This window comes from Pseudomonas sp. T1.Ur (genome assembly GCF_023516725.1).
GTDB lineage: Bacteria > Pseudomonadota > Gammaproteobacteria > Pseudomonadales > Pseudomonadaceae > Aquipseudomonas > Aquipseudomonas alvandae.
Map to the genome: position 1 here is coordinate 3208807 of NZ_JAMGSN010000001.1, position 17868 is coordinate 3226674.

The window sequence follows — 17868 nt, forward strand, 5'->3', positions numbered from 1 at the left end:
ATGGAGCAGGCCATGCAAACTCTGAACACCAAGCTGCTGATCATCGGCGGCGGCCCGGGCGGTTATGTGGCGGCGATCCGCGCCGGCCAACTGGGCATCGAGACAATCCTGGTGGAAGGCCAGGCGCTGGGCGGTACTTGCTTGAACATTGGCTGCATCCCGTCCAAGGCGTTGATCCATGTGGCCGAGCAATTCCACCAGACCCGCCACCACAGCCAGGGCTCAGCCTTGGGCATCACGGTCGCGGCGCCAACCCTGGACATCGGCAAGAGCGTGGAATGGAAAGACGGCATCGTCGATCGCCTGACCACCGGCGTCGCCGCGTTGCTGAAGAAGCACAAGGTCCAGGTCATCCAGGGCTGGGCCAAGGTCATCGATGGCAAGACGGTCGAGGTCGGTGATAACCGTATCCAGTGCGAGCACCTGCTGCTGGCCACCGGTTCGAAAAGTGTCGACCTGCCGATGCTGCCGATAGGTGGGCCGATCATCTCGTCCACCGAAGCCCTCGCCCCGACCTCGGTGCCCAAGCATCTGGTGGTGGTCGGCGGTGGCTACATCGGCCTGGAGCTGGGCATTGCCTATCGCAAGCTTGGCGCCGAGGTCAGCGTGGTCGAAGCCCGGGAGCGGATCCTGCCGGCCTACGACGGTGAGCTGACGCAACCGGTGCACGAGGCACTCAAGCAATTGGGCGTGAAGCTGTACCTCAAGCACAGCGTCGAAGGTTTCGATGCCCAGGCCAGCACCTTGCAAGTGCGTGATCCCAATGGCGACACGCTGAACCTCGACACCGACCGGGTGCTCGTGGCGGTCGGGCGCAAACCCAATACCCAGGGCTGGAATCTCGAAGCACTGGATTTGGCGATGAACGGTTCGGCGGTGAAAATCGACAACCGCTGCCAGACCAGCATGCGCAACGTGTGGGCCATCGGTGACCTGAGCGGCGAGCCGATGCTCGCCCACCGAGCGATGGCCCAGGGTGAAATGGTCGCCGAGCTGATCGCCGGCGAGCACCGGGAGTTCAATCCGACCGCCATCGCAGCGGTGTGCTTCACCGATCCGGAAGTGGTCGTGGTGGGCAAGACGCCGGACGAGGCCAAGGCAGCCGGCCTGGACTGCATCGTGTCGAGTTTCCCGTTCGCCGCCAACGGCCGGGCCATGACCCTGGAATCGAAAAGCGGTTTCGTCCGCGTCGTGGCGCGCCGGGACAATCATTTGATCCTCGGCTGGCAGGCAGTCGGCGTGGGGGTGTCGGAGCTGTCCACCGCATTTGGCCAATCCCTGGAAATGGGTGCGCGCCTGGAAGACATCGCCGGCACCATCCATGCCCATCCAACGCTGGGCGAGGCCGTGCAGGAAGCGGCGTTGCGGGCGTTGGGGCATGCGTTGCATCTGTGATCCGGGGGAATTGATGGTGTGAGTGAGGCCCCTTCGCGAGCAAGCTCGCTCCCACATGGAATTGCGTTCGCATGACCGACCGAGATCACCTGTGGATTGCGTTCGCATGACCGACCGAGGTCACCTGTGGATTGCGTTCGCATGACCGACCGAGGTCACCTGTGGATTGCGTTCGCATGACCGACCGAGGTCACCTGTGGGAGCGAGCTTGCTCGCGATTCTCAAGAAACCATCATTTATCTGTCTGCCCCTTATCGCGCAGGCTGCGAAACACCCCCGGAATGAAGTATTGTTGTCCCCATTCAAAACGTCAGAAGCCTTGAACCGTTTCGACGGTTGTCAGGAAATAGAGGGTGTCATGGGTAACGAGAGCATCAATTGGGACAAACTGGGCTTTGACTACATCAAGACCGACAAGCGCTACCTGTCGCACTGGCGCGATGGCGCCTGGGACGCGGGCACCCTGACCGAAGACAACGTGCTGCACATCAGCGAGGGCTCCACCGCCCTGCACTACGGTCAGCAATGCTTCGAAGGGCTGAAGGCCTATCGCTGCAAGGACGGTTCGATCAACCTGTTCCGCCCGGACCAGAATGCCGCCCGCATGCAGCGCAGCTGCGCCCGCCTGCTGATGCCGCACGTCGATACCGAGCAGTTCGTCGAAGCCTGCAAGCAAGTGGTCCGCGCCAACGAACGCTTCATCCCGCCGTATGGCACCGGCGGCGCGCTGTACCTGCGTCCGTTCGTGATCGGCGTGGGTGACAACATCGGCGTGCGCACCGCACCCGAGTTCATCTTCTCGATCTTCTGCATTCCGGTCGGCGCGTACTTCAAGGGTGGCCTGACCCCGCACAATTTCCTGATCTCCAGCTTCGACCGTGCCGCCCCGCAAGGCACCGGCGCGGCCAAGGTCGGTGGCAACTACGCCGCCAGCCTGATGCCCGGTTCCCAGGCCAAGAAGGCCAGCTTCGCCGACTGTATCTACCTGGATCCGCTGACCCATTCGAAAATCGAGGAAGTCGGCTCGGCCAACTTCTTCGGCATCACCCACGACGACAAATTCATCACCCCCAACTCCCCTTCGGTCCTGCCGGGCATCACCCGCCTGTCGCTGATCGAACTGGCGAAATCGCGCCTGGGCCTGGAAGTGATCGAAGGCGACGTGTTCATCGACAAGCTGTCGGATTTCAAGGAAGCCGGCGCCTGCGGTACCGCTGCGGTGATCACCCCGATTGGCGGCATCAGCTACAAGGACAAGCTGCATGTGTTCCACAGCGAAACCGAAGTCGGCCCGATCACCCAGAAGCTCTACAAAGAGCTGACCGGCGTGCAGACCGGCGACGTGGAAGCGCCGGCCGGTTGGATCGTCAAGGTTTGATCCAACGCTTTTGTGGCGAGGGAGCTTGCTCCCGCTGATCCTGTAGGCGCTCTGGAGGAGCTGTGTAGGAGCTGTGTAGGAGCTGTCGAGCGAAGCGAGGCTGCGATCTTTCCCGAGACACTTGAGTCTCAAGCGAAAGATCAAAAGATCAAAAGATCGTCCGGCGGCCCGAGGCTTCGCCAGCTCCTACAGACCCCAGCGGGAGCAAGCTCCCTCGCCACAATGGATCTGTCCCCATTTCTATTCTCGCCGCAAGACCGGCCATCGCCCCCAACGCTGGCGAAACCATCCATAACCGCTGACCAGCAAGATCCCACTCAATACCAAAGCCGCGCCAACGATAAAGTTCGGCTCCAACGGTTCATCCAGCAACCAGACGCCAAATCCGATGCCGAACAGCGGCGTCATGAACGACAGCACGCCCAATTGCGACGCCAGGTAGCGGCGCAGCAGGGAGAACCAGATCAGGAAGCTGGCGAAAGACACCAGCAATACCTGGAACGCCATGCTGGCAATGAGTTGCGGCGTGGGGTTGATCGTCGTCTGCCCCAGCGCTGCCGACATTGCGATCAACAGCACCCCGGCACCCACCAATTGATAAAGCAGCGTCTGGCTGGCCGGCAGATTCGATAGCCGCGAGCAGCGTACCGTCACCGTGGTTGCGCCCCACAGCGCGCCGGCCAGCAAGGCCATGCCATCGCCGAGCAACGAGCTGCCATTCGCCGCGCCCGAACCGCCACTGAAGGCCACCACGATCCCACCGAAGGCAACCGCGATGCCCAGCCATTGCGCCGGCTTGAGACGCTCGCTCGGCAGTTTCCAGTGCAAGCCGAGGGCGGCGAACATGGGTGCGGTGTAGAGGAAAATCACCATGTGCGATGCCGTCGTATGGCGCAGGCCTTCGCCTACCATCACGAACTCCATGGCAAACAACAACCCCACCAACAGGCCGGGGCGCCAACTGCCATCAGCCAGGGACACGCGTTCACCGCGCACCAGCACCAACAGCCAGACCAGTACCGCGGCGATGGCCGAGCGCACACCCAGTTGCAGCATCGGCGCCATGTCGACGGCACCGGCCTTGATCGCGACTTGCTGGAACCCCCAGATGGCACAGAGTCCCGTCATCAGGGCAATGACCTGGCCATCCAGGGCGCGGCGGGTGGTCATGAAAAAAGTCCTCGGGGCAGAAAAGAGATGAAAGGATTGTCTGCCTGACACCTTTGCTGGATATAGTGATTACCCGACAAGCCATCCCGGTAATCCGCCATTGCGGTCGATATGCAGCCTCCAGCCCAACACCTGAAGATTCCTCCATTCGACGCGGCCCTGCCCTCGCCGATTTTCTTCCGCAGCGCCTGCATGCCGGCCCACGCCACTTATCCCCGGCACCGGCATGCCTGGGGAGAGTTCGTCTATTCCTACAGCGGCGTGATGGAAATCGAGATCGCCCAGCATCATTACCTGGCGCCACCGCAGTACGGCATCTGGCTGCCGCCCGACATGGAGCATGTTGGGTTCAATCGGCATGAAGCCTGTCATTGTTCGTTGTACCTCGCGGCCGAACTGTGCGGCGCGTTGCCGGCCGAACCTTGCGCGCTGACCTTGAGCCCGCTGATCCGCGCGCTGCTGGAAGAACTGCGCAGCGACCCGCCAAGCCAGCCACAGACAGCCGAACAGCAGCGTTTGTTGCAGGTGCTGGTGGACAAGCTGGCCCGGGCGCCCCACGTCGGCAGCTACCTGCCCTCTTCGGATGACCCGCTGCTGGGCCCGGTGTTGCGAGCCCTGGAGGCCAATCCCAGCGACCCGCGCTCGTTGCCGCAACTGGCCCGCGCCGCCAATACCACCGAGCGCACACTGATGCGCCGGGCCCAGCGGGACCTGGGCATGTCCCTGGTGGAATGGCGCCAGCGTCTGAAAGTCATCGAGGCCCTGGCCCTGCTCGAACGTGGCCAGAGCGTGGAAACCATCGGCCTGGACCTGGGCTACAGCAGCGCCTCGGCGTTCATCAGCATGTTCCGCAAAATGATGGGCACCACGCCGGATGAATATCGGCGCAGGCACATGGCTGGATGATGTGGCGATGCTGGAATCGTCATCGCGAGCAAGCTCGCTCCCACAGGAGGTCGTGATATTCATGAATCTCGTGATCAACGCAGGCCCCATTGGGGGAGCGAGCCTGCTCGCGAAAGCGGTGGGTCAGCTTGCATGGGGGTTGGATGTGAAGGCCCCTTCGCGAGCAGGCTCGCTCCCACAGGGATCTTGGGTGGTCATGGGTCTTGTGTTCAGCGCAGGCCCACTGTGTGAGCGAGCTTGCTCGCGATAGCGCCAGTGGGTTTGACGTCGATTTCGGCATTGATCCCAAACCGCGATGCCATCTCCCTGCGACCACTGGCCGTCACCCCCAGCGCCCGGCTGTCCAAATCCTGGACCACCCATTTGCGCTTGATCGCCACTTGCAGCAACGCCGCCCCCAAGGCACCCCCCAGGTGCGGCCGGCGCATGCTCCAGTCCAGGCAGGGGCAGGCGAACCGTCGACGTTGGGCCGCCAATGCCTGCACATCAATGCCCAAGTCTGCAAACAGCGTCTCACCCGGTTCACTCAGCCGATAACCCTGCCCTTCTACATCGAGCAGCCACCCGGCTTCGAGCAAGCGGTCATGGAGCCGCACTGCCAGGGTACCGGCCATGTGGTCGTAGCAAGTGCGCGCAAACTGCAGGCGATCCGGCGTGCGCGAGGTGAACGTCGGCGCGGCGTTCTGGCCGATCACCATCAATGCTTCGAGGGCTTCGGCCACGCGTTTATCGGCGAGGCTGTAGTAACGATGACGGCCCTGCACATGCAAGCGCACCAGGGCCAGTTCCTTGAGCTTCGCGAGGTGGGCACTGGCGGTGGAGGCACTGACGTCAGCGATGCTCGCCAACTCCGTGCTGGTGCGGGCGTGGCCGTCCATCAGCGCGCAGAGCATCCGGGTCCGGGCCGGTTCGGCAATCGCCGCGGCCACCTGGGACACGCCAACATCATGTTGCTCTGCGTTCATACTTCGCTCCCGGACGAATCAAGCCATGCGTCGACTGGAGATAGTAGCAGCACTTCTCCCGCACGAACGAGGCAGCCCATCATGGACCCGATCACCGCCGCGACACACGCCGATCCCTACCCCTGCTACGCGACCCTTCGCGACAGCGGCGGGTTGCACTTCGACCCGCGCTTGAACCTCTGGGTTGCCAGCAGCGCCGAAGCGGTGTGCGCCGTCTTGCATCACCCCGACTGCCATGTGCGCCCCGCCCACGAACCGGTGCCGCAGGCGATTGCCGGGGGGCCAGCGGGCCATGTTTTCGGGCACCTGATGCGGATGAACGAAGGTGAACGACAACGCTGCCCGAGGGCGGCGATTGCGCCGGGGTTGCAAGACATCGATCCCCACCAGGTCGAGGCGTTGGTCAAGGCGCGCTTGCTCAGGCAGGGTGCCGAAGGCGTGCATCAGGCGCAGTTCATCGGCCCGGTCAGCGTGGTGGCGCAACTGCTGGGTTTCAATCCGACGGACAGCCACCTGATCAGCGAACTCACGGGGGATTTCGTCGCCTGCCTGTCGCCCCTGAGCCAAGCCCCGCAACTGGAGGCTGCGCATCGGGCCAGCGAGCAACTGGCGAAGCTTTTCCAGGAGCGGATCGTTGCGCAAGACAGCCAGTTGTTGAACGGCATCTGCCGAGGCTTCGAAGAGGGCGATGCGGACAGTCGGATCGCTAACCTGATCGGCTTGCTTTCGCAAACCTATGAAGCCACGGCCGGCCTGATCGGCAACGCGTTGTTGGCGTTGATCCGTGATCCCGCGCTACAACGCGAGCTCCGGGATGATCCCACGCAAACCAGCCTGTTATTGGCTGAAGTCCAACGTTTCGACCCGGCGGTGCAGAACACCCGGCGCTTCATCGCCGCCCCTTGCGAAATCCTCGGCACTGCACTGAAGCAGGGCGACGTGGTCCTGGTGCTGCTGGCCTCGGCCAACCGTGACCCGCAGCTCAATCCGCAACCGGACGCCCTGCTGCTGGTTCGGCCGAATCGGCGCAGCTTCAGCTTTGGCAGTGGCCGCCACGAATGCCCAGGCCAGGCCTTGGCGATGACCATCGCCCAGGCGACGTTAGATGCAATTCTGGAACGCCACCCGGGCCTGGATCGGTTGACCTGGCGCTACCGCCCCTCCGCCAATGGACGCATCCCGCTGTTCAGCGATCGGTAATCAATAAAAACGCCATCAATCGTCCCGCGTCAGGACTTCCAGCAATTCGATTTCAAAGATGAGGTCGGCGTTGGGCTTGATGTGGGCGCCCATGGATCGTTCGCCATAGGCCAGGTGCGCCGGCACCCACAGCTTGCGCTTGCCGCCGACCTTCATGCCCATGAGCCCGAGGTCCCAGCCCTTGATGACGCGGCCCGTGCCGATCACGCATTGGAACGGCTTGCCGCGGCTGTAGGATGAATCGAACTCCGTGCCGTCTTCGAGGGTGCCGCGGTATTGGGTGGTAATCAGCGCGCCTTTGACTACGCTTTTGCCGTCGCCCTCTTCCAGGTCGATGATTTGCAGCGCTTCAATCATGGCTTCTTTCCCGTGTGATCCAGGCGCGGGGTTTTCGCAGAAATCTGCCCGACAGGCAACCTTTTGCGGTAAAGGGGAACCGCAACGGTCACTTCGGTTCACATGGGTATCGACCCTGCATTTCAGATAAGGATTTTCTGATGATCGACTCTCGCCCGCTCCACGGCTTCATTCCGCCTTATATCCTCAACCGCATCATCGCCCATGGCTCCGAGCAGCAGCGCTCCAGCGCCCTCGGCACCCTGACCCACGTAAACAACCTGCGCCACAACCCTGGCCCACCCACCCATCCACCCGTAGCCGCCCAATTGCCCAAGCCCGGCAAGGCTGGCCATCCCCAACGCAGCGTGCATGACGCACAAAACACCATGGAGCTGCCGGGCCAACCAGTACGCCTGGAAGGCCAGACGGCCAGCGGTGACCCGGCGGTGGACGAAGCGTACGACGCCCTCGGCGCCACCTATGATTTTTTCTGGCGAGTGCTGGAGCGTGACTCCATCGACAACAAAGGCTTTGCCCTGGTCGGCAGCGTGCATTACGGCCAAGGCTACGAGAACGCCTTCTGGAATGGGGCCCAGATGGTTTTTGGCGACGGCGATGGCGAAATCTTCCAGCGCTTCACCCGCTCCCTGGACGTGGTGGCCCACGAGTTGGCCCACGGCGTCACCGAGAGCGAAGCCGGCTTGATCTACGCCAACCAGTCCGGCGCGTTGAACGAGTCGATTTCCGATGTGTTCGGCGTGCTGGTCAAGCAATTCGTATTGGGACAGACCGTCGAGCAGGCCGACTGGCTGATCGGCGCCGATTTGCTCACCGACAAGATCAACGGTGACGGTTTGCGCAGCATGTCCAACCCGGGCACGGCCTACGATGACCCGTTGCTGGGCAAGGATCCCCAGCCGGCGCACATGCGCCAGTTCGTCATCACCCGGGAAGATAACGGCGGTGTGCACATCAACTCCGGCATTCCCAACCGGGCCTTTTATCTGGTGGCAACCGCACTCGGCGGATTCGCCTGGGAAAAGGCCGGACGAATCTGGTATGACACCTTGTGCGACAGGCAACTGGCCAACGACGCGTCCTTCAGTGCGTTCGCCCGCCTGACCGTCGAGCACGCCCGCCAACGCTTCGGCGCCCGGGAAGTCAAGGCGGTGCAGGACGGCTGGACGCAGGTGGGCGTCGACCTGAACGAGGAGAACGGATGAAAACCCTTCCAGACCTTGATGACAAAGCAGTCGTTAAACTGTCACGCCAGGGCGGCGTGGCAGCCATCCACGCCTTGACCCGGCCCCGGGAAATCGAATTCGCCCAGTGCGACCTCGACCAGCGCACACGCATCTGCTCGGTGCTGGAGGGATGCCTGCCACTCACCTCCTCCACGCCCGGCCGGGGCGACCAGCGTTATTTCCAGATCGAGGTGCGTTACCGGTCCAACGACCAGGACGACGAGATGGTGCTACAGGTGCCCGAGGACCGGGCACCTGGCGACTTGGTTCATCTGTGGGATAAAGGCGAAGTGCTTTAGCGTGTCGCAGGGACAATCTTGACGATGGCGCCGGACACGGTTTCGATCAGCAGGTATTTATCGTCGATCTGCACCCATTGCTGCTCGTTTGTCGGCTGTTCGAGTTTTTTCTGCTTCCAGTCCTTCATGGCCCTGTCCGCCCGCTGGTAGTCCGCCGGTACCCGGTCATTTTCCACCAACCGGCGGCCATTGCTCGGCGAATGCTCCAGGGCGTCGCCGGTCTTCTCGACGGCTTGGGCGACAGGCCCAAAGGCTCCGAGACCGGCGATCAGGACCAGGCTGGCGATGAGGGTGGGTTTGCGCATAGAAGAGCTCCAATTAATTCAACGTACTGAGTCTGGGACTTCAGCGGCGGCGAATCATTCCCTTTCCATAGGTCCGTGTCATCACTCCCACTGGCCCCGTAGGAGCTGCCGAGCGAAGCGAGGCTGCGATCTTTCTCAAGACACTTGAGTTTCGAGCGAAAGGTCAAAAGATCGTCCGAACTCGGCCCGAGGCTTCGCCAGCTCCTACAGAGCCGAGCGGGAGCAAGCTCCCTCGCCACGGGTCTGGCATGGCATAGTGGCGAGCCTTGGCCCAACACCCGCCGGACGGACCCAACATGAGCACCACCACCTCTGCCCCTGCCCTCAAGGAAATCTTCAACAGCGCCCGCCTCGAACACATTGCCGCCGAGATGCGCGCGGTGTACCCGGCCTTCGATGCCAAGGCGTTCCTGGACATGGCCAATGACGGACTGGCGCAGTTGTCGGTGATGCAGCGCATGGCGCGGGTCAGCGAGTGCCTGCATGCGGTCCTGCCGCTGGATTACGAGGCATCGCTGGAAGTCCTGCGTGCCCTGGCGCCCCGGCTGAACAGCATGTTCGTCAGCATGTTCCTGCCGCACTACGTGGCGTCGTACGGTCGACATGCGTTCGAGTCCTCCATGGACGCCCTCAGATACTTCACCCGATTCGGCTCAGCAGAATTCGCCGTACGGCATTTCCTCCGCGATGACCTGGCGCGTACCCTCGAGGTCATGCACGACTGGGCACTGGACACCAACGAGCATGTCCGCCGCCTCGCCAGCGAAGGCAGCCGCCCACGCCTGCCCTGGTCGTTCCACCTGGAGCCGATCCAGGCCAACCCGGAACTCGCCGGCGCGATCCTCGATGCGCTCAAGGCCGACGACAGCCTGTACGTGCGCAAATCCGTCGCCAACCACCTGAACGACGTGACCAAGCAGCATCCCGAATGGGTCCTCGACCGGATCGAAGGCTGGCCGCTCCAGCAGCGCCACACCGCCTGGATCGCCCGGCATGCCCTGCGCAGCCTGATCAAGCAAGGCAATCCTCGGGCGCTGGCGGTGATCGGAGCGGGTGGCAAGGCGCAGGTCGAGGTCTCGGATCTGCAAGTGCTGCCGGCTGTGATTCGCCTGGGGGAGCAGGTCACGCTGTCGTTCAAAGTGCAATCGACGTGTCCCGAGAACCAGCGCCTGGTGATCGATTACGCCATCGACTACGTGAAGGCATCCGGGAGCACGTCGGCCAAGGTGTTCAAGCTCAAGACCTTCGACCTGCCCGCCCTGGCGTCCGCCAACCTCAGCCGCTCCCAGCACATTCGCGAGCTGACCACGCGCCGGCACTATGAGGGCCGGCACGCGGTGCATGTGTTGATCAATGGCGAGCGGCTGGGCAGCACCGCATTTGACATCGTTTCCTGAGCAGTCGCCTCAGGCGATTGCCACGCGCGGGAATTGGCGGATGTTCTGAAGGAAGTGCTCGGCCGGCTGCGGATGCCCCAGCAGATAACCTTGCAGTGAGTCGCAGCCCAACTGGGTCAGGAAGTCCTGCTGCACATCGGTCTCCACCCCTTCGGCGACGATCCGCAGGCCCAGGGCCTGGCCAAGCGCGACGATGGCCGAGACGATGGCCGCGTCGTCGCTGTCGTGCTCCAGGTCACGCACGAAACCGCGATCGATCTTCAGTTCGTTGGCCGGCAGGCGCTTGAGGTACATCAGGCTCGAATAGCCGGTGCCGAAGTCGTCGATGGACAAGTCCACGCCCATGTCCGACAACTGCTGCAACACCGTCATGCTCGCGTCCGCGTCGCTCATGGCGGTGGTCTCGGTGATTTCCAGGGTCAGGCTGTTTGCCGGCAGGTGGTGCGTCTCCAGCGCCTTGGCGACGCTCTGCACCAGGCCTGCATGGCAGAACTGCAATGCCGAGAGATTCACTGCGATGCGCCAGTCGGTGTAGCCCAGTACGTACCATTCGCGCATCTGCCGGCAGGCTTCGTTGAGCACCCATTCGCCGATGGGGATGATCAACCCGGTTTTCTCCGCCAGGTCGATAAAGGTGTCTGGCATCAGCAGGCCCTGGGTCGGATGAGTCCAGCGCAGCAGTGCTTCGGCGCCCACCGGACGGCCGTTGGCGGCGTCGAACTTGGGCTGGTAATGCAGGCTGAATTGCCGCTGTTCAACGGCGATGCGCAAGTCTTGCAGCAGTTGCAATTGCTTGCGGGCGTTGCTGTTCATCGAGGCGTCGAAAAAACTGTAGCCGTTCTTGCCGGCGCCCTTGGCGTGGTACATCGCCGCGTCGGCGTTCATCAACAATTCATCGGCGCTCTGGCCGTTGCCGGGGTATAGCGCGATGCCCACGCTGGCGGAAATCTGCAAGTCATGATCAGCGACCCGGAACGTACGGCCGATCAGCCCGACCTGACGTGCCGCCAGGCGCAAGGCATCGTCCGGATCAGCCAACTGCACCAGCAGGACGAATTCATCGCCGCCAATACGCGCGAGGGTGTCTTGGTTGCGCAAATCTTCACGCAAGCGCAGGGCCACGTCCCGCAGCAGCAGGTCGCCCATATGGTGGCCAAAGGCGTCGTTCACCGGTTTGAAGCCATCGAGGTCGATGAACATCAAGGCGAAACAACCGCCCTGCTCCTGTACCCGGTGCATGGCCTGGCCGATGCGATCCGCCAGCAATACGCGGTTGGGCAAGCCAGTCAGGGGATCATGCAAAGCCAGTTGGGTCAGCTCACGATTGGCCTGGGTCAGCGACTTGGCCAGCTCCGCCGTGCGGGCTTCCAGGCGGGCGTCGAGGATGGAAGTCAACAAGGCAATCGCCAGCACCGCCAGGGTGGTGATCAGCACCAGATTGTCGAGCCCCTTGCCGCTCAAGCCATCGAGGGAACCGCAGAAACTGCCCTCGCTGAACTGCGCCGCAGCCATGCCGGTGTAGTGCATGCCGACGATGGCAGCGCCCATCACCACCGCGGCGCCAGCGCGAGCCAGCCGAACATGGGGGGTGTTCCGACGCAGGCGAAAAGCAATCCACAGCGCCGCCGCACAGGCCACGACAGCAATCAGCAACGAAGCCCCGAACAACGTCGGGTCATAATCGATACCCGGCTGCATCCGCAACGCAGCCATGCCGGTGTAATGCATGGCACTGATGCCAGTGCCCATCACCAACGCGCCGAACGCCAGTTGCCAGGCCCGTAGTTGAGGTTGGCTGACCAGCCACAAGGCAAAGCCGCTGGACAGAATCGCAATCAACAGCGACAGCGCGGTGATCGCCACATCGTAGCCAAGCTCCACCGGCAAGGTGAACGCGAGCATGCCGATGAAATGCATCGACCAGATGCCCACGCCCATCGCCAGCGCACCACCGGCCATCCAGAAATGCTTGGCGCGGCCCTGGGCCGTGGCAATACGCCCGGTCAGGTCCAGGGCGGTAAACGAAGCGAGGATCGCAACAAATAAAGAAATCGAAACAAGGGCGGGGGAATAACTGCCGATGAGCATGGATTTTTCTCGTGACCTGAAGGCCGTACTGCATCCATGCCCGGTTGAAAGGCGGCGATTGTACACAATCGGTACGAGAGTGCACGAACCGCACATCAAAAAGCCATCATCCTTGGAAAGTTTGCGACGAAAGACACTGGGGCAGGCGACTGACAGGGCGCTATCGCGAGCAAGCTCGCTCCCACAGGAGGCTACGGACGTATGAAAACCTGAGGTTCGGCCGAGCCCATGTGGGAGCGAGCTTGCTCGCGATGCGGTGCCCACGACAAAGAAGAACCTGAGCCCGCGCAGGTTCGGCTAATCTCCACAGATCATTATCAGGAGCAGCCGGCATGACCCCTATGGATACCAAGGCCACAACCACCGTTTTAGTCGTGATCGACATCCAGAACGACTTCATCCCCGGCGGCCAACTGGCGGTGCCGGGCGGCGACGAAATCGTGCCACTGGTCAACCGACTCGGCCGCTCGTTCCTGAACGTTGTTTGCGCCCAGGACTGGCACCCCGCCGGGCATGCCTCGTTCGCCTCCAGCCACGAAGGCAAACAACCTTTCGACCTTATCCAGTTGCCTTACGGCGAACAAAAGCTCTGGCCCGAACACTGCGTCCAGGATACCCAGGGCGCAGCCCTCCACCCTGACCTTGACTTGCCTCATGCCCAATTGATCATCCGCAAGGGCTGCAACCCGGCCATCGACAGCTACTCGGCCTTCATGGAAGCCGACCGCCAGACCCCGACCGGCCTGACTGGCTACCTCAAGGAGCGCGGCATCGATACGGTGTACATGGTCGGGCTGGCCCTGGACTTCTGCGTGATGTATTCGGCGCTGGATGCACGAATGGCCGGCTTCAACGCAATCGTCGTGCTCGACGCCTGCCGGGGCATCGATATCGACGGTTCGATGGAGACGGCAATACGGCGCATGCAGGAGGCCGGCGTACGGCTGATTCAATCCAGTGACATAACCAGCGGATGATTCATACTCCGAGCCTTTCCACGCCACAGTGAGCCCCCATGCCCCGCCTCACCCGCACTCATCCGCGACTCTCCCTCGCCACGGTCATCGGCCTGGCAGCGGGCCTGTCGGTTCCGGCGGACTCGATCGTCGGCAAGATACTGATCGGCTGGAACACCGGTGTCTGGACGTATCTGCTGCTGATGTTCTGGCTGACGGTGCGGGCCAAGGCGCCGGACGTGAAGCGTATCGCCGAGATGGAGGACGAGAACGCCGGATTGGTTTTGCTGATGGTCTGCATCGCGGCGCTGGCGAGCCTGGCGACCATCACTTTTGAACTGGCCGGCAGCCGCGACCTTGCAACCGCTGGCAAACTGCTGCACTACGGCGTCACTGCATTGACCGTGATCGGCTCATGGCTGCTGATCGGGGTCATTTTCAGCGTCCACTACGCCCGGTTGTATTACACCTGGAGCGGCAAGGAACCGGCCCTGCGTTTTGCCGAAGGGCTGACCACACCCAATTATTGGGATTTCCTGTACTTCTCTTTCACCATCGGCGTGGCCGTGCAGACCTCGGACGTGGGCGTTGCCACGCGGCAGTTGCGCAAGATTGTCTTGGCGCAGTCGTTGATCGGGTTCGTGTTCAACACGGCGATATTGGGGTTTTCGATCAATATTGCGGCGGGGTTGTTTGGGTAATGGTCACTCCCCCGTAGGAGCTGCCGAAGGCTCGGGCCGCGTTCGGACGATCTTTTGCCCTTGATCTTTCGCTTGCGACTCAATTGCCCGGGGCAAGATCGCAGCCTCGTTGCACTCGTCAGCTCCTACAGGTGGCTCGGCCCCGATATGACCTACATCAGGAGGGTGTTGGCAGCCACAACCTGAAGCGTGCCCCGCCCAGCGGCGAGGCCTCGACGGTCAGCGTGCCGCCCTGGGCTTGCAGCGCGCGGCGGCTGATTGCCAGGCCGAGGCCGAAGCCGCCGGTGGCGCGGTCGCGGCTGCGGTCCAGGCGGTAGAACGGTTCGAAGACACGCTCGCGCTCGCTGTCGGGAATACCGATGCCGTCGTCGTCGACCCAGATTTCGCAGCCTTGCTCGCTGACCAGCACCCCAACCTGGATGCGCTTATCGCAATAACGCATGGCATTGCGCAGCAGGTTCTGCAACGCGCGGGCGGTCAGGCGCGGGTCCAGCACAAAACGCTCCAGCGCCCCGTGCAGCAGCACGTCGATCACCACCTCCGGCGCGGCCAGGTCTTCGTCGAGGCTGCCAAGGATGCTGTCGATGAACTCATCCAGCGGCACTTCGACCCGCTCCGGCAAACGCTCGGGATTTTGCAGACGACTGTAGGACAGCAACTCCAGCACCAGCTCATCCAACTCGCGTATGTGGGCCACCAACCCCTGCAAGCGCTCGCGACTGGCCGCCGGCATTTCCTCCGACAACGCCAGGGCAAGGCCAAAATCGAGCCGGGTCAACGGCGTGCGCAGTTCATGTGACACGGCGTTGAGCAAGTCCCGCTGCTGGTTCAGCAGGTTTTCGATGTCGCCGGCCATGGTGTCGAACACATGGGCCAGGCTGCCGATGTTGGAACGCGGCGCGATCTTGGTACGCTCACTTAAATGCCCCTTGCCGAAACGCTCGGCCGTGCGCTTGAGCCGCTCCAGATCCCGCCAGTGCGGCCGCAGCCAGAGCAGCAGGCAGGCCAGCATCGTCGCGCCGATCAGCACATTGATGCTCCAGTACAGCCAGCTGACGTCCGCCGGATCCGGCGGAACCACCATCTTCACCGCCGTGCGCTCGTCCAAAGGCGCCGCCGCCAGGGTTCGCCAGCCCCAATCGCCGATGCGCACCACATTGTCACCGCGCTTGAGGCGCGCTTGCTCGGTCATGGTGAAACCAGCGTCCTCGGTGGCCGCCAGCTCGATGCGCAACGGCTCGAATTCCTTGTCCATCTGCGCCGCCAGCGCCGGCCATTGCTCGCGGGGGACGGCGCGGAACTGCTTGACGATCAAGGTCTGCAGGCCACGGGAATAGTCGAGGTTGTACGCCTGGAAACGCTCATGGAACAGACGGATCACCAGTTCCGGCATCAGGTAGATCGCCGCGCTGTAGGAGACGATGGTGACGAGATAGAGGCGAATCAGCAGCTTCCACATCGGTCAGCATTCCCACTCGGAACGGCTGAACAGATAGCCCTTGCCCCACACGGTCTTGATCTTGCGCGCTTCGCCGGCGTTGTCGTCGAACTTGCGCCGCAACTTGGAAATGGCCACGTCCACCGAGCGATCGGTGCCGTTGAACTCGATACCCCGTAGGCGCTGCAGGATCTGGTCGCGGCTCAAAACCTCGCCAGAATGACGGGCCAGCACCACCAACAGGTTGTACTCGCCGCTGGACAATTCCACCCCTTCGCCGCGCCAGGTCACCGTGCGCTCGGACAGATCGATGCACAGGTTGCCCATGACAATGCGGTCATTGACGGTCTGCGGCTCGGTCAAGCTGCTGCGCCGCAGCAAGGTACGGACCCGGGCCAACAATACCCGAGGCTCGCAGGGCTTGGTGACGTAGTCATCGGCGCCCATCTCCAGGCCCAGGACCTGATCATGGCTGTCATCGCGCGCCGTAAGCATCAGGATCGGCAGGGTCGCCGAATCGGCCCGCAGCAGGCGGCAGACCTGCAAGCCGTCCAGCCCGGGCAGCATCAGGTCGAGAATCACCAGGTCCGGCGGATTGGCCCGCGCCCGTTCACGCACGTGATCGCCGCGGTTGAGCACGCTGACTTGATAGCCGTTGCGCTCCAGGTAGCTGGCGATCAGTTCGCAAAGGGCGGCGTCGTCTTCGACGAGGAGGATGTTGGGCATGGGTGGGTCCGGAAATCTCAAGCCGCCAAGGATATACGCCCTCACCCGGCCATGAGCAAAACCCTTACACAATTTCACACACCGCCTACCTATCGCGAGCGACATGTTTTTCAGATTTTTCACCACACCTACAAACCACGGAAGCCTCAGGCATCTCGCAATGATCGTGTTGCACATAGGACAATCCGTTGACACGCCTGCGCCAGCTCCCCCCGTCCCACCACCAGCCCGATCCGAATATGCCCCGCCGCACTCTGTCCAAACGCCTCCCCCGCCAGTACCGACACGCCATACCCGTCGAGCAGCCGTTCGGCAAACGCCTGGGCACCCAGACCCGTCTCGCGTACGTCAACCATCACAAACATGCCACCATCGGGCCGCACAGGCTTGAGGCATGGGCAACCCTCCAGCAGCGCACAGACCAAGTCCCGGCGTTGGCGATACTCCTCGCGCATCTGCGCCACTTCCGGCAGATCTCGTTCAAGGGCAACCTGGGCGGCGCGCTGGACGAAGTCCGGCAAGCCGAACAGCATGCACAGCGACAGGTTCGCCAAGTGCTGGGCCAAGGGTTCGGGGCCGATCGCCCAGCCGATTCGCCAGCCGGTCATGGCGTGGGACTTGGACAAACTGTTGAGGGTCACGGTGCGCTCGGCCATTCCCGGCAGGCCGGCCGGGCTGATGTGCTCGCCTTCGTAGAGCAGGTCGCTGTAGACCTCGTCGCTGATCAACCACAGGTCATGCTCGATGCACAGATGCGCCAAGGCCTGCCAAGTGGACAACGGCAGGCTGGCGCCGGAGGGGTTGTTCGGGCTGTTGAGGAGCATGGCGCGGGTGCGTGGGGTGATCAGCCGGGCGACGTCGTTCGACTGGACGCGGAAGCCGTTTTCGGGACTCACCGGCACCGGCACGACTTTCGCTCCGCAGGCGCCGAAGACCGCTTCGTAGGTGACGTACATCGGCTCGGCGACGATCACTTCGTCGCCGGGATCGAGCAGGCATTGCGCGACCGCATAGACGGCACATTGCGCACCGGGCAGCACCGTGACGTGCCCGGCGCCCACCGGCTGGCCGCAGCGCTGTTGATGCCGCCGGGCGATGCTGGCGCGCAACGAGTGCAAGCCTCGCGTATCCGAGTAGTGGGTATCGCCGGCCCGCAAGCTGGCGACAGCGGCCTCGACGATGGCGGGCGGCGTGTCGAAATCCGGATCGCCCACCGAGAGCAAGAGGATTTCCCTGCCCTCCTCGCGCATGGCCAGCGCCCGGTCATGGATTTCCCAGGCGGCGGCGCCGTCACCGGCGATGCGTTGGGTCAAGGCTGAAAAGCGCATGGAATCTCCTGTGAGCGCGGTGTCCAGCCTCAA

The 17868-nt window shown here is 62.8% G+C and carries 17 protein-coding genes; 9 read left to right on the forward strand and 8 right to left on the reverse strand.

The features are described from left to right. Positions 1-12: 12 nt before the first annotated feature. On the forward strand, positions 13-1395 hold the full coding sequence (lpdA, locus tag M8Q45_RS14210; protein WP_249875276.1) for a dihydrolipoyl dehydrogenase: 1383 nt from the start codon (positions 13-15) through the stop codon (positions 1393-1395). A gap of 358 nt (positions 1396-1753) precedes the next feature. After that, positions 1754-2773, forward strand: a complete 1020-nt coding sequence (locus M8Q45_RS14215) for a branched-chain amino acid aminotransferase (RefSeq protein ID WP_030141234.1) — start codon at positions 1754-1756, stop codon at positions 2771-2773. A gap of 240 nt (positions 2774-3013) precedes the next feature. On the opposite strand, the gene M8Q45_RS14220 is transcribed toward M8Q45_RS14215, so the two are convergent. Next, positions 3014-3943, reverse strand: a complete 930-nt coding sequence (locus M8Q45_RS14220) for a DMT family transporter (protein WP_249875277.1) — start codon at positions 3941-3943, stop codon at positions 3014-3016. A 111-nt stretch (positions 3944-4054) separates the two neighbouring features. On the opposite strand from M8Q45_RS14220, the gene M8Q45_RS14225 reads away from it, so the two are divergent. Beyond that, complete coding sequence (locus M8Q45_RS14225; protein ID WP_249875278.1) at positions 4055-4849, forward strand: AraC family transcriptional regulator; 795 nt, start codon at positions 4055-4057, stop codon at positions 4847-4849. A gap of 209 nt (positions 4850-5058) precedes the next feature. On the opposite strand, the gene M8Q45_RS14230 is transcribed toward M8Q45_RS14225, so the two are convergent. Then, on the reverse strand, positions 5059-5814 hold the full coding sequence (locus M8Q45_RS14230; RefSeq protein WP_249875279.1) for an ArsR/SmtB family transcription factor: 756 nt from the start codon (positions 5812-5814) through the stop codon (positions 5059-5061). Between the two features lie 81 nt (positions 5815-5895). On the opposite strand from M8Q45_RS14230, the gene M8Q45_RS14235 reads away from it, so the two are divergent. Next, positions 5896-7014, forward strand: a complete 1119-nt coding sequence (locus tag M8Q45_RS14235) for a cytochrome P450 (protein WP_249875280.1) — start codon at positions 5896-5898, stop codon at positions 7012-7014. Between the two features lie 15 nt (positions 7015-7029). Here M8Q45_RS14235 and M8Q45_RS14240 read toward each other — a convergent pair whose 3' ends face one another. Then, positions 7030-7371 (reverse strand): FKBP-type peptidyl-prolyl cis-trans isomerase, encoded by a 342-nt coding sequence (locus M8Q45_RS14240; RefSeq protein ID WP_249875281.1) that lies wholly within the window; start codon positions 7369-7371, stop codon positions 7030-7032. Between the two features lie 140 nt (positions 7372-7511). Between M8Q45_RS14240 and M8Q45_RS14245 the strand changes: the two genes are divergently transcribed. Together M8Q45_RS14245 and M8Q45_RS14250 are read left to right on the forward strand one after the other, a co-directional pair. Continuing rightward, positions 7512-8576 (forward strand): M4 family metallopeptidase, encoded by a 1065-nt coding sequence (locus M8Q45_RS14245; protein WP_249875282.1) that lies wholly within the window; start codon positions 7512-7514, stop codon positions 8574-8576. Continuing rightward, positions 8573-8896 (forward strand): protealysin inhibitor emfourin, encoded by a 324-nt coding sequence (locus M8Q45_RS14250; RefSeq protein WP_030141227.1) that lies wholly within the window; start codon positions 8573-8575, stop codon positions 8894-8896. The genes M8Q45_RS14245 and M8Q45_RS14250 overlap by 4 nt, the downstream gene beginning before the upstream one ends. Here the strand turns inward: M8Q45_RS14250 and M8Q45_RS14255 are convergent. Further along, a complete protein-coding gene (locus M8Q45_RS14255; RefSeq protein WP_249875283.1) occupies positions 8893-9201 on the reverse strand; it encodes an RcnB family protein in 309 nt (102 codons plus the stop codon). The genes M8Q45_RS14250 and M8Q45_RS14255 overlap by 4 nt on opposite strands. Positions 9202-9497: 296 nt before the next feature. Between M8Q45_RS14255 and M8Q45_RS14260 the strand changes: the two genes are divergently transcribed. Beyond that, entirely contained in the window at positions 9498-10598 is a 1101-nt protein-coding gene (locus M8Q45_RS14260; protein WP_249875284.1) for a DNA alkylation repair protein, read from the forward strand. 9 nt (positions 10599-10607) lie between these two features. Here the strand turns inward: M8Q45_RS14260 and M8Q45_RS14265 are convergent, their stop codons facing one another. Further along, positions 10608-12686 carry a putative bifunctional diguanylate cyclase/phosphodiesterase gene (locus M8Q45_RS14265; RefSeq protein WP_249875285.1) on the reverse strand — a complete coding sequence of 693 codons (2079 nt, stop codon included), beginning with the start codon at positions 12684-12686 and terminating at the stop codon, positions 10608-10610. A gap of 332 nt (positions 12687-13018) precedes the next feature. On the opposite strand from M8Q45_RS14265, the gene pncA reads away from it, so the two are divergent. Both pncA and M8Q45_RS14275 read left to right on the forward strand, forming a co-directional pair. Continuing rightward, positions 13019-13663 carry a bifunctional nicotinamidase/pyrazinamidase gene (gene pncA, locus M8Q45_RS14270; protein WP_249875286.1) on the forward strand — a complete coding sequence of 215 codons (645 nt, stop codon included), beginning with the start codon at positions 13019-13021 and terminating at the stop codon, positions 13661-13663. Between the two features lie 38 nt (positions 13664-13701). Beyond that, a complete protein-coding gene (locus M8Q45_RS14275) occupies positions 13702-14343 on the forward strand; it encodes a DUF1345 domain-containing protein (RefSeq protein WP_249875287.1) in 642 nt (213 codons plus the stop codon). Positions 14344-14500: 157 nt separating this feature from the next. On the opposite strand, the gene M8Q45_RS14280 is transcribed toward M8Q45_RS14275, so the two are convergent. From M8Q45_RS14280 to M8Q45_RS14290, 3 genes are all read right to left on the reverse strand, one after another. Next, positions 14501-15802, reverse strand: coding sequence for an ATP-binding protein (locus M8Q45_RS14280; protein WP_249875288.1), 1302 nt, complete (start codon positions 15800-15802; stop codon positions 14501-14503). Positions 15803-15805: 3 nt separating this feature from the next. Continuing rightward, positions 15806-16507 (reverse strand): response regulator, encoded by a 702-nt coding sequence (locus M8Q45_RS14285; protein WP_249875289.1) that lies wholly within the window; start codon positions 16505-16507, stop codon positions 15806-15808. A gap of 146 nt (positions 16508-16653) precedes the next feature. Beyond that, positions 16654-17835, reverse strand: a complete 1182-nt coding sequence (locus M8Q45_RS14290) for a pyridoxal phosphate-dependent aminotransferase (RefSeq protein WP_249875290.1) — start codon at positions 17833-17835, stop codon at positions 16654-16656. Between the last annotated feature and the right edge of the window lie 33 nt (positions 17836-17868).

What these genes read in the sequence shown, in the direction of transcription:
- lpdA (WP_249875276.1), top strand. Translation starts at nt 13, where the DNA reads ATGCAAACTCTGAACACCAAGCTGCTGATCATCGGCGGCGGCCCGGGC.
- M8Q45_RS14215 (WP_030141234.1), top strand. Translation starts at nt 1,754, where the DNA reads ATGGGTAACGAGAGCATCAATTGGGACAAACTGGGCTTTGACTACATC.
- M8Q45_RS14220 (WP_249875277.1), bottom strand. Translation starts at nt 3,943, where the DNA reads ATGACCACCCGCCGCGCCCTGGATGGCCAGGTCATTGCCCTGATGACG.
- M8Q45_RS14225 (WP_249875278.1), top strand. Translation starts at nt 4,055, where the DNA reads ATGCAGCCTCCAGCCCAACACCTGAAGATTCCTCCATTCGACGCGGCC.
- M8Q45_RS14230 (WP_249875279.1), bottom strand. Translation starts at nt 5,814, where the DNA reads ATGAACGCAGAGCAACATGATGTTGGCGTGTCCCAGGTGGCCGCGGCG.
- M8Q45_RS14235 (WP_249875280.1), top strand. Translation starts at nt 5,896, where the DNA reads ATGGACCCGATCACCGCCGCGACACACGCCGATCCCTACCCCTGCTAC.
- M8Q45_RS14240 (WP_249875281.1), bottom strand. Translation starts at nt 7,371, where the DNA reads ATGATTGAAGCGCTGCAAATCATCGACCTGGAAGAGGGCGACGGCAAA.
- M8Q45_RS14245 (WP_249875282.1), top strand. Translation starts at nt 7,512, where the DNA reads ATGATCGACTCTCGCCCGCTCCACGGCTTCATTCCGCCTTATATCCTC.
- M8Q45_RS14250 (WP_030141227.1), top strand. Translation starts at nt 8,573, where the DNA reads ATGAAAACCCTTCCAGACCTTGATGACAAAGCAGTCGTTAAACTGTCA.
- M8Q45_RS14255 (WP_249875283.1), bottom strand. Translation starts at nt 9,201, where the DNA reads ATGCGCAAACCCACCCTCATCGCCAGCCTGGTCCTGATCGCCGGTCTC.
- M8Q45_RS14260 (WP_249875284.1), top strand. Translation starts at nt 9,498, where the DNA reads ATGAGCACCACCACCTCTGCCCCTGCCCTCAAGGAAATCTTCAACAGC.
- M8Q45_RS14265 (WP_249875285.1), bottom strand. Translation starts at nt 12,686, where the DNA reads ATGCTCATCGGCAGTTATTCCCCCGCCCTTGTTTCGATTTCTTTATTT.
- pncA (WP_249875286.1), top strand. Translation starts at nt 13,019, where the DNA reads ATGACCCCTATGGATACCAAGGCCACAACCACCGTTTTAGTCGTGATC.
- M8Q45_RS14275 (WP_249875287.1), top strand. Translation starts at nt 13,702, where the DNA reads ATGCCCCGCCTCACCCGCACTCATCCGCGACTCTCCCTCGCCACGGTC.
- M8Q45_RS14280 (WP_249875288.1), bottom strand. Translation starts at nt 15,802, where the DNA reads ATGTGGAAGCTGCTGATTCGCCTCTATCTCGTCACCATCGTCTCCTAC.
- M8Q45_RS14285 (WP_249875289.1), bottom strand. Translation starts at nt 16,507, where the DNA reads ATGCCCAACATCCTCCTCGTCGAAGACGACGCCGCCCTTTGCGAACTG.
- M8Q45_RS14290 (WP_249875290.1), bottom strand. Translation starts at nt 17,835, where the DNA reads ATGCGCTTTTCAGCCTTGACCCAACGCATCGCCGGTGACGGCGCCGCC.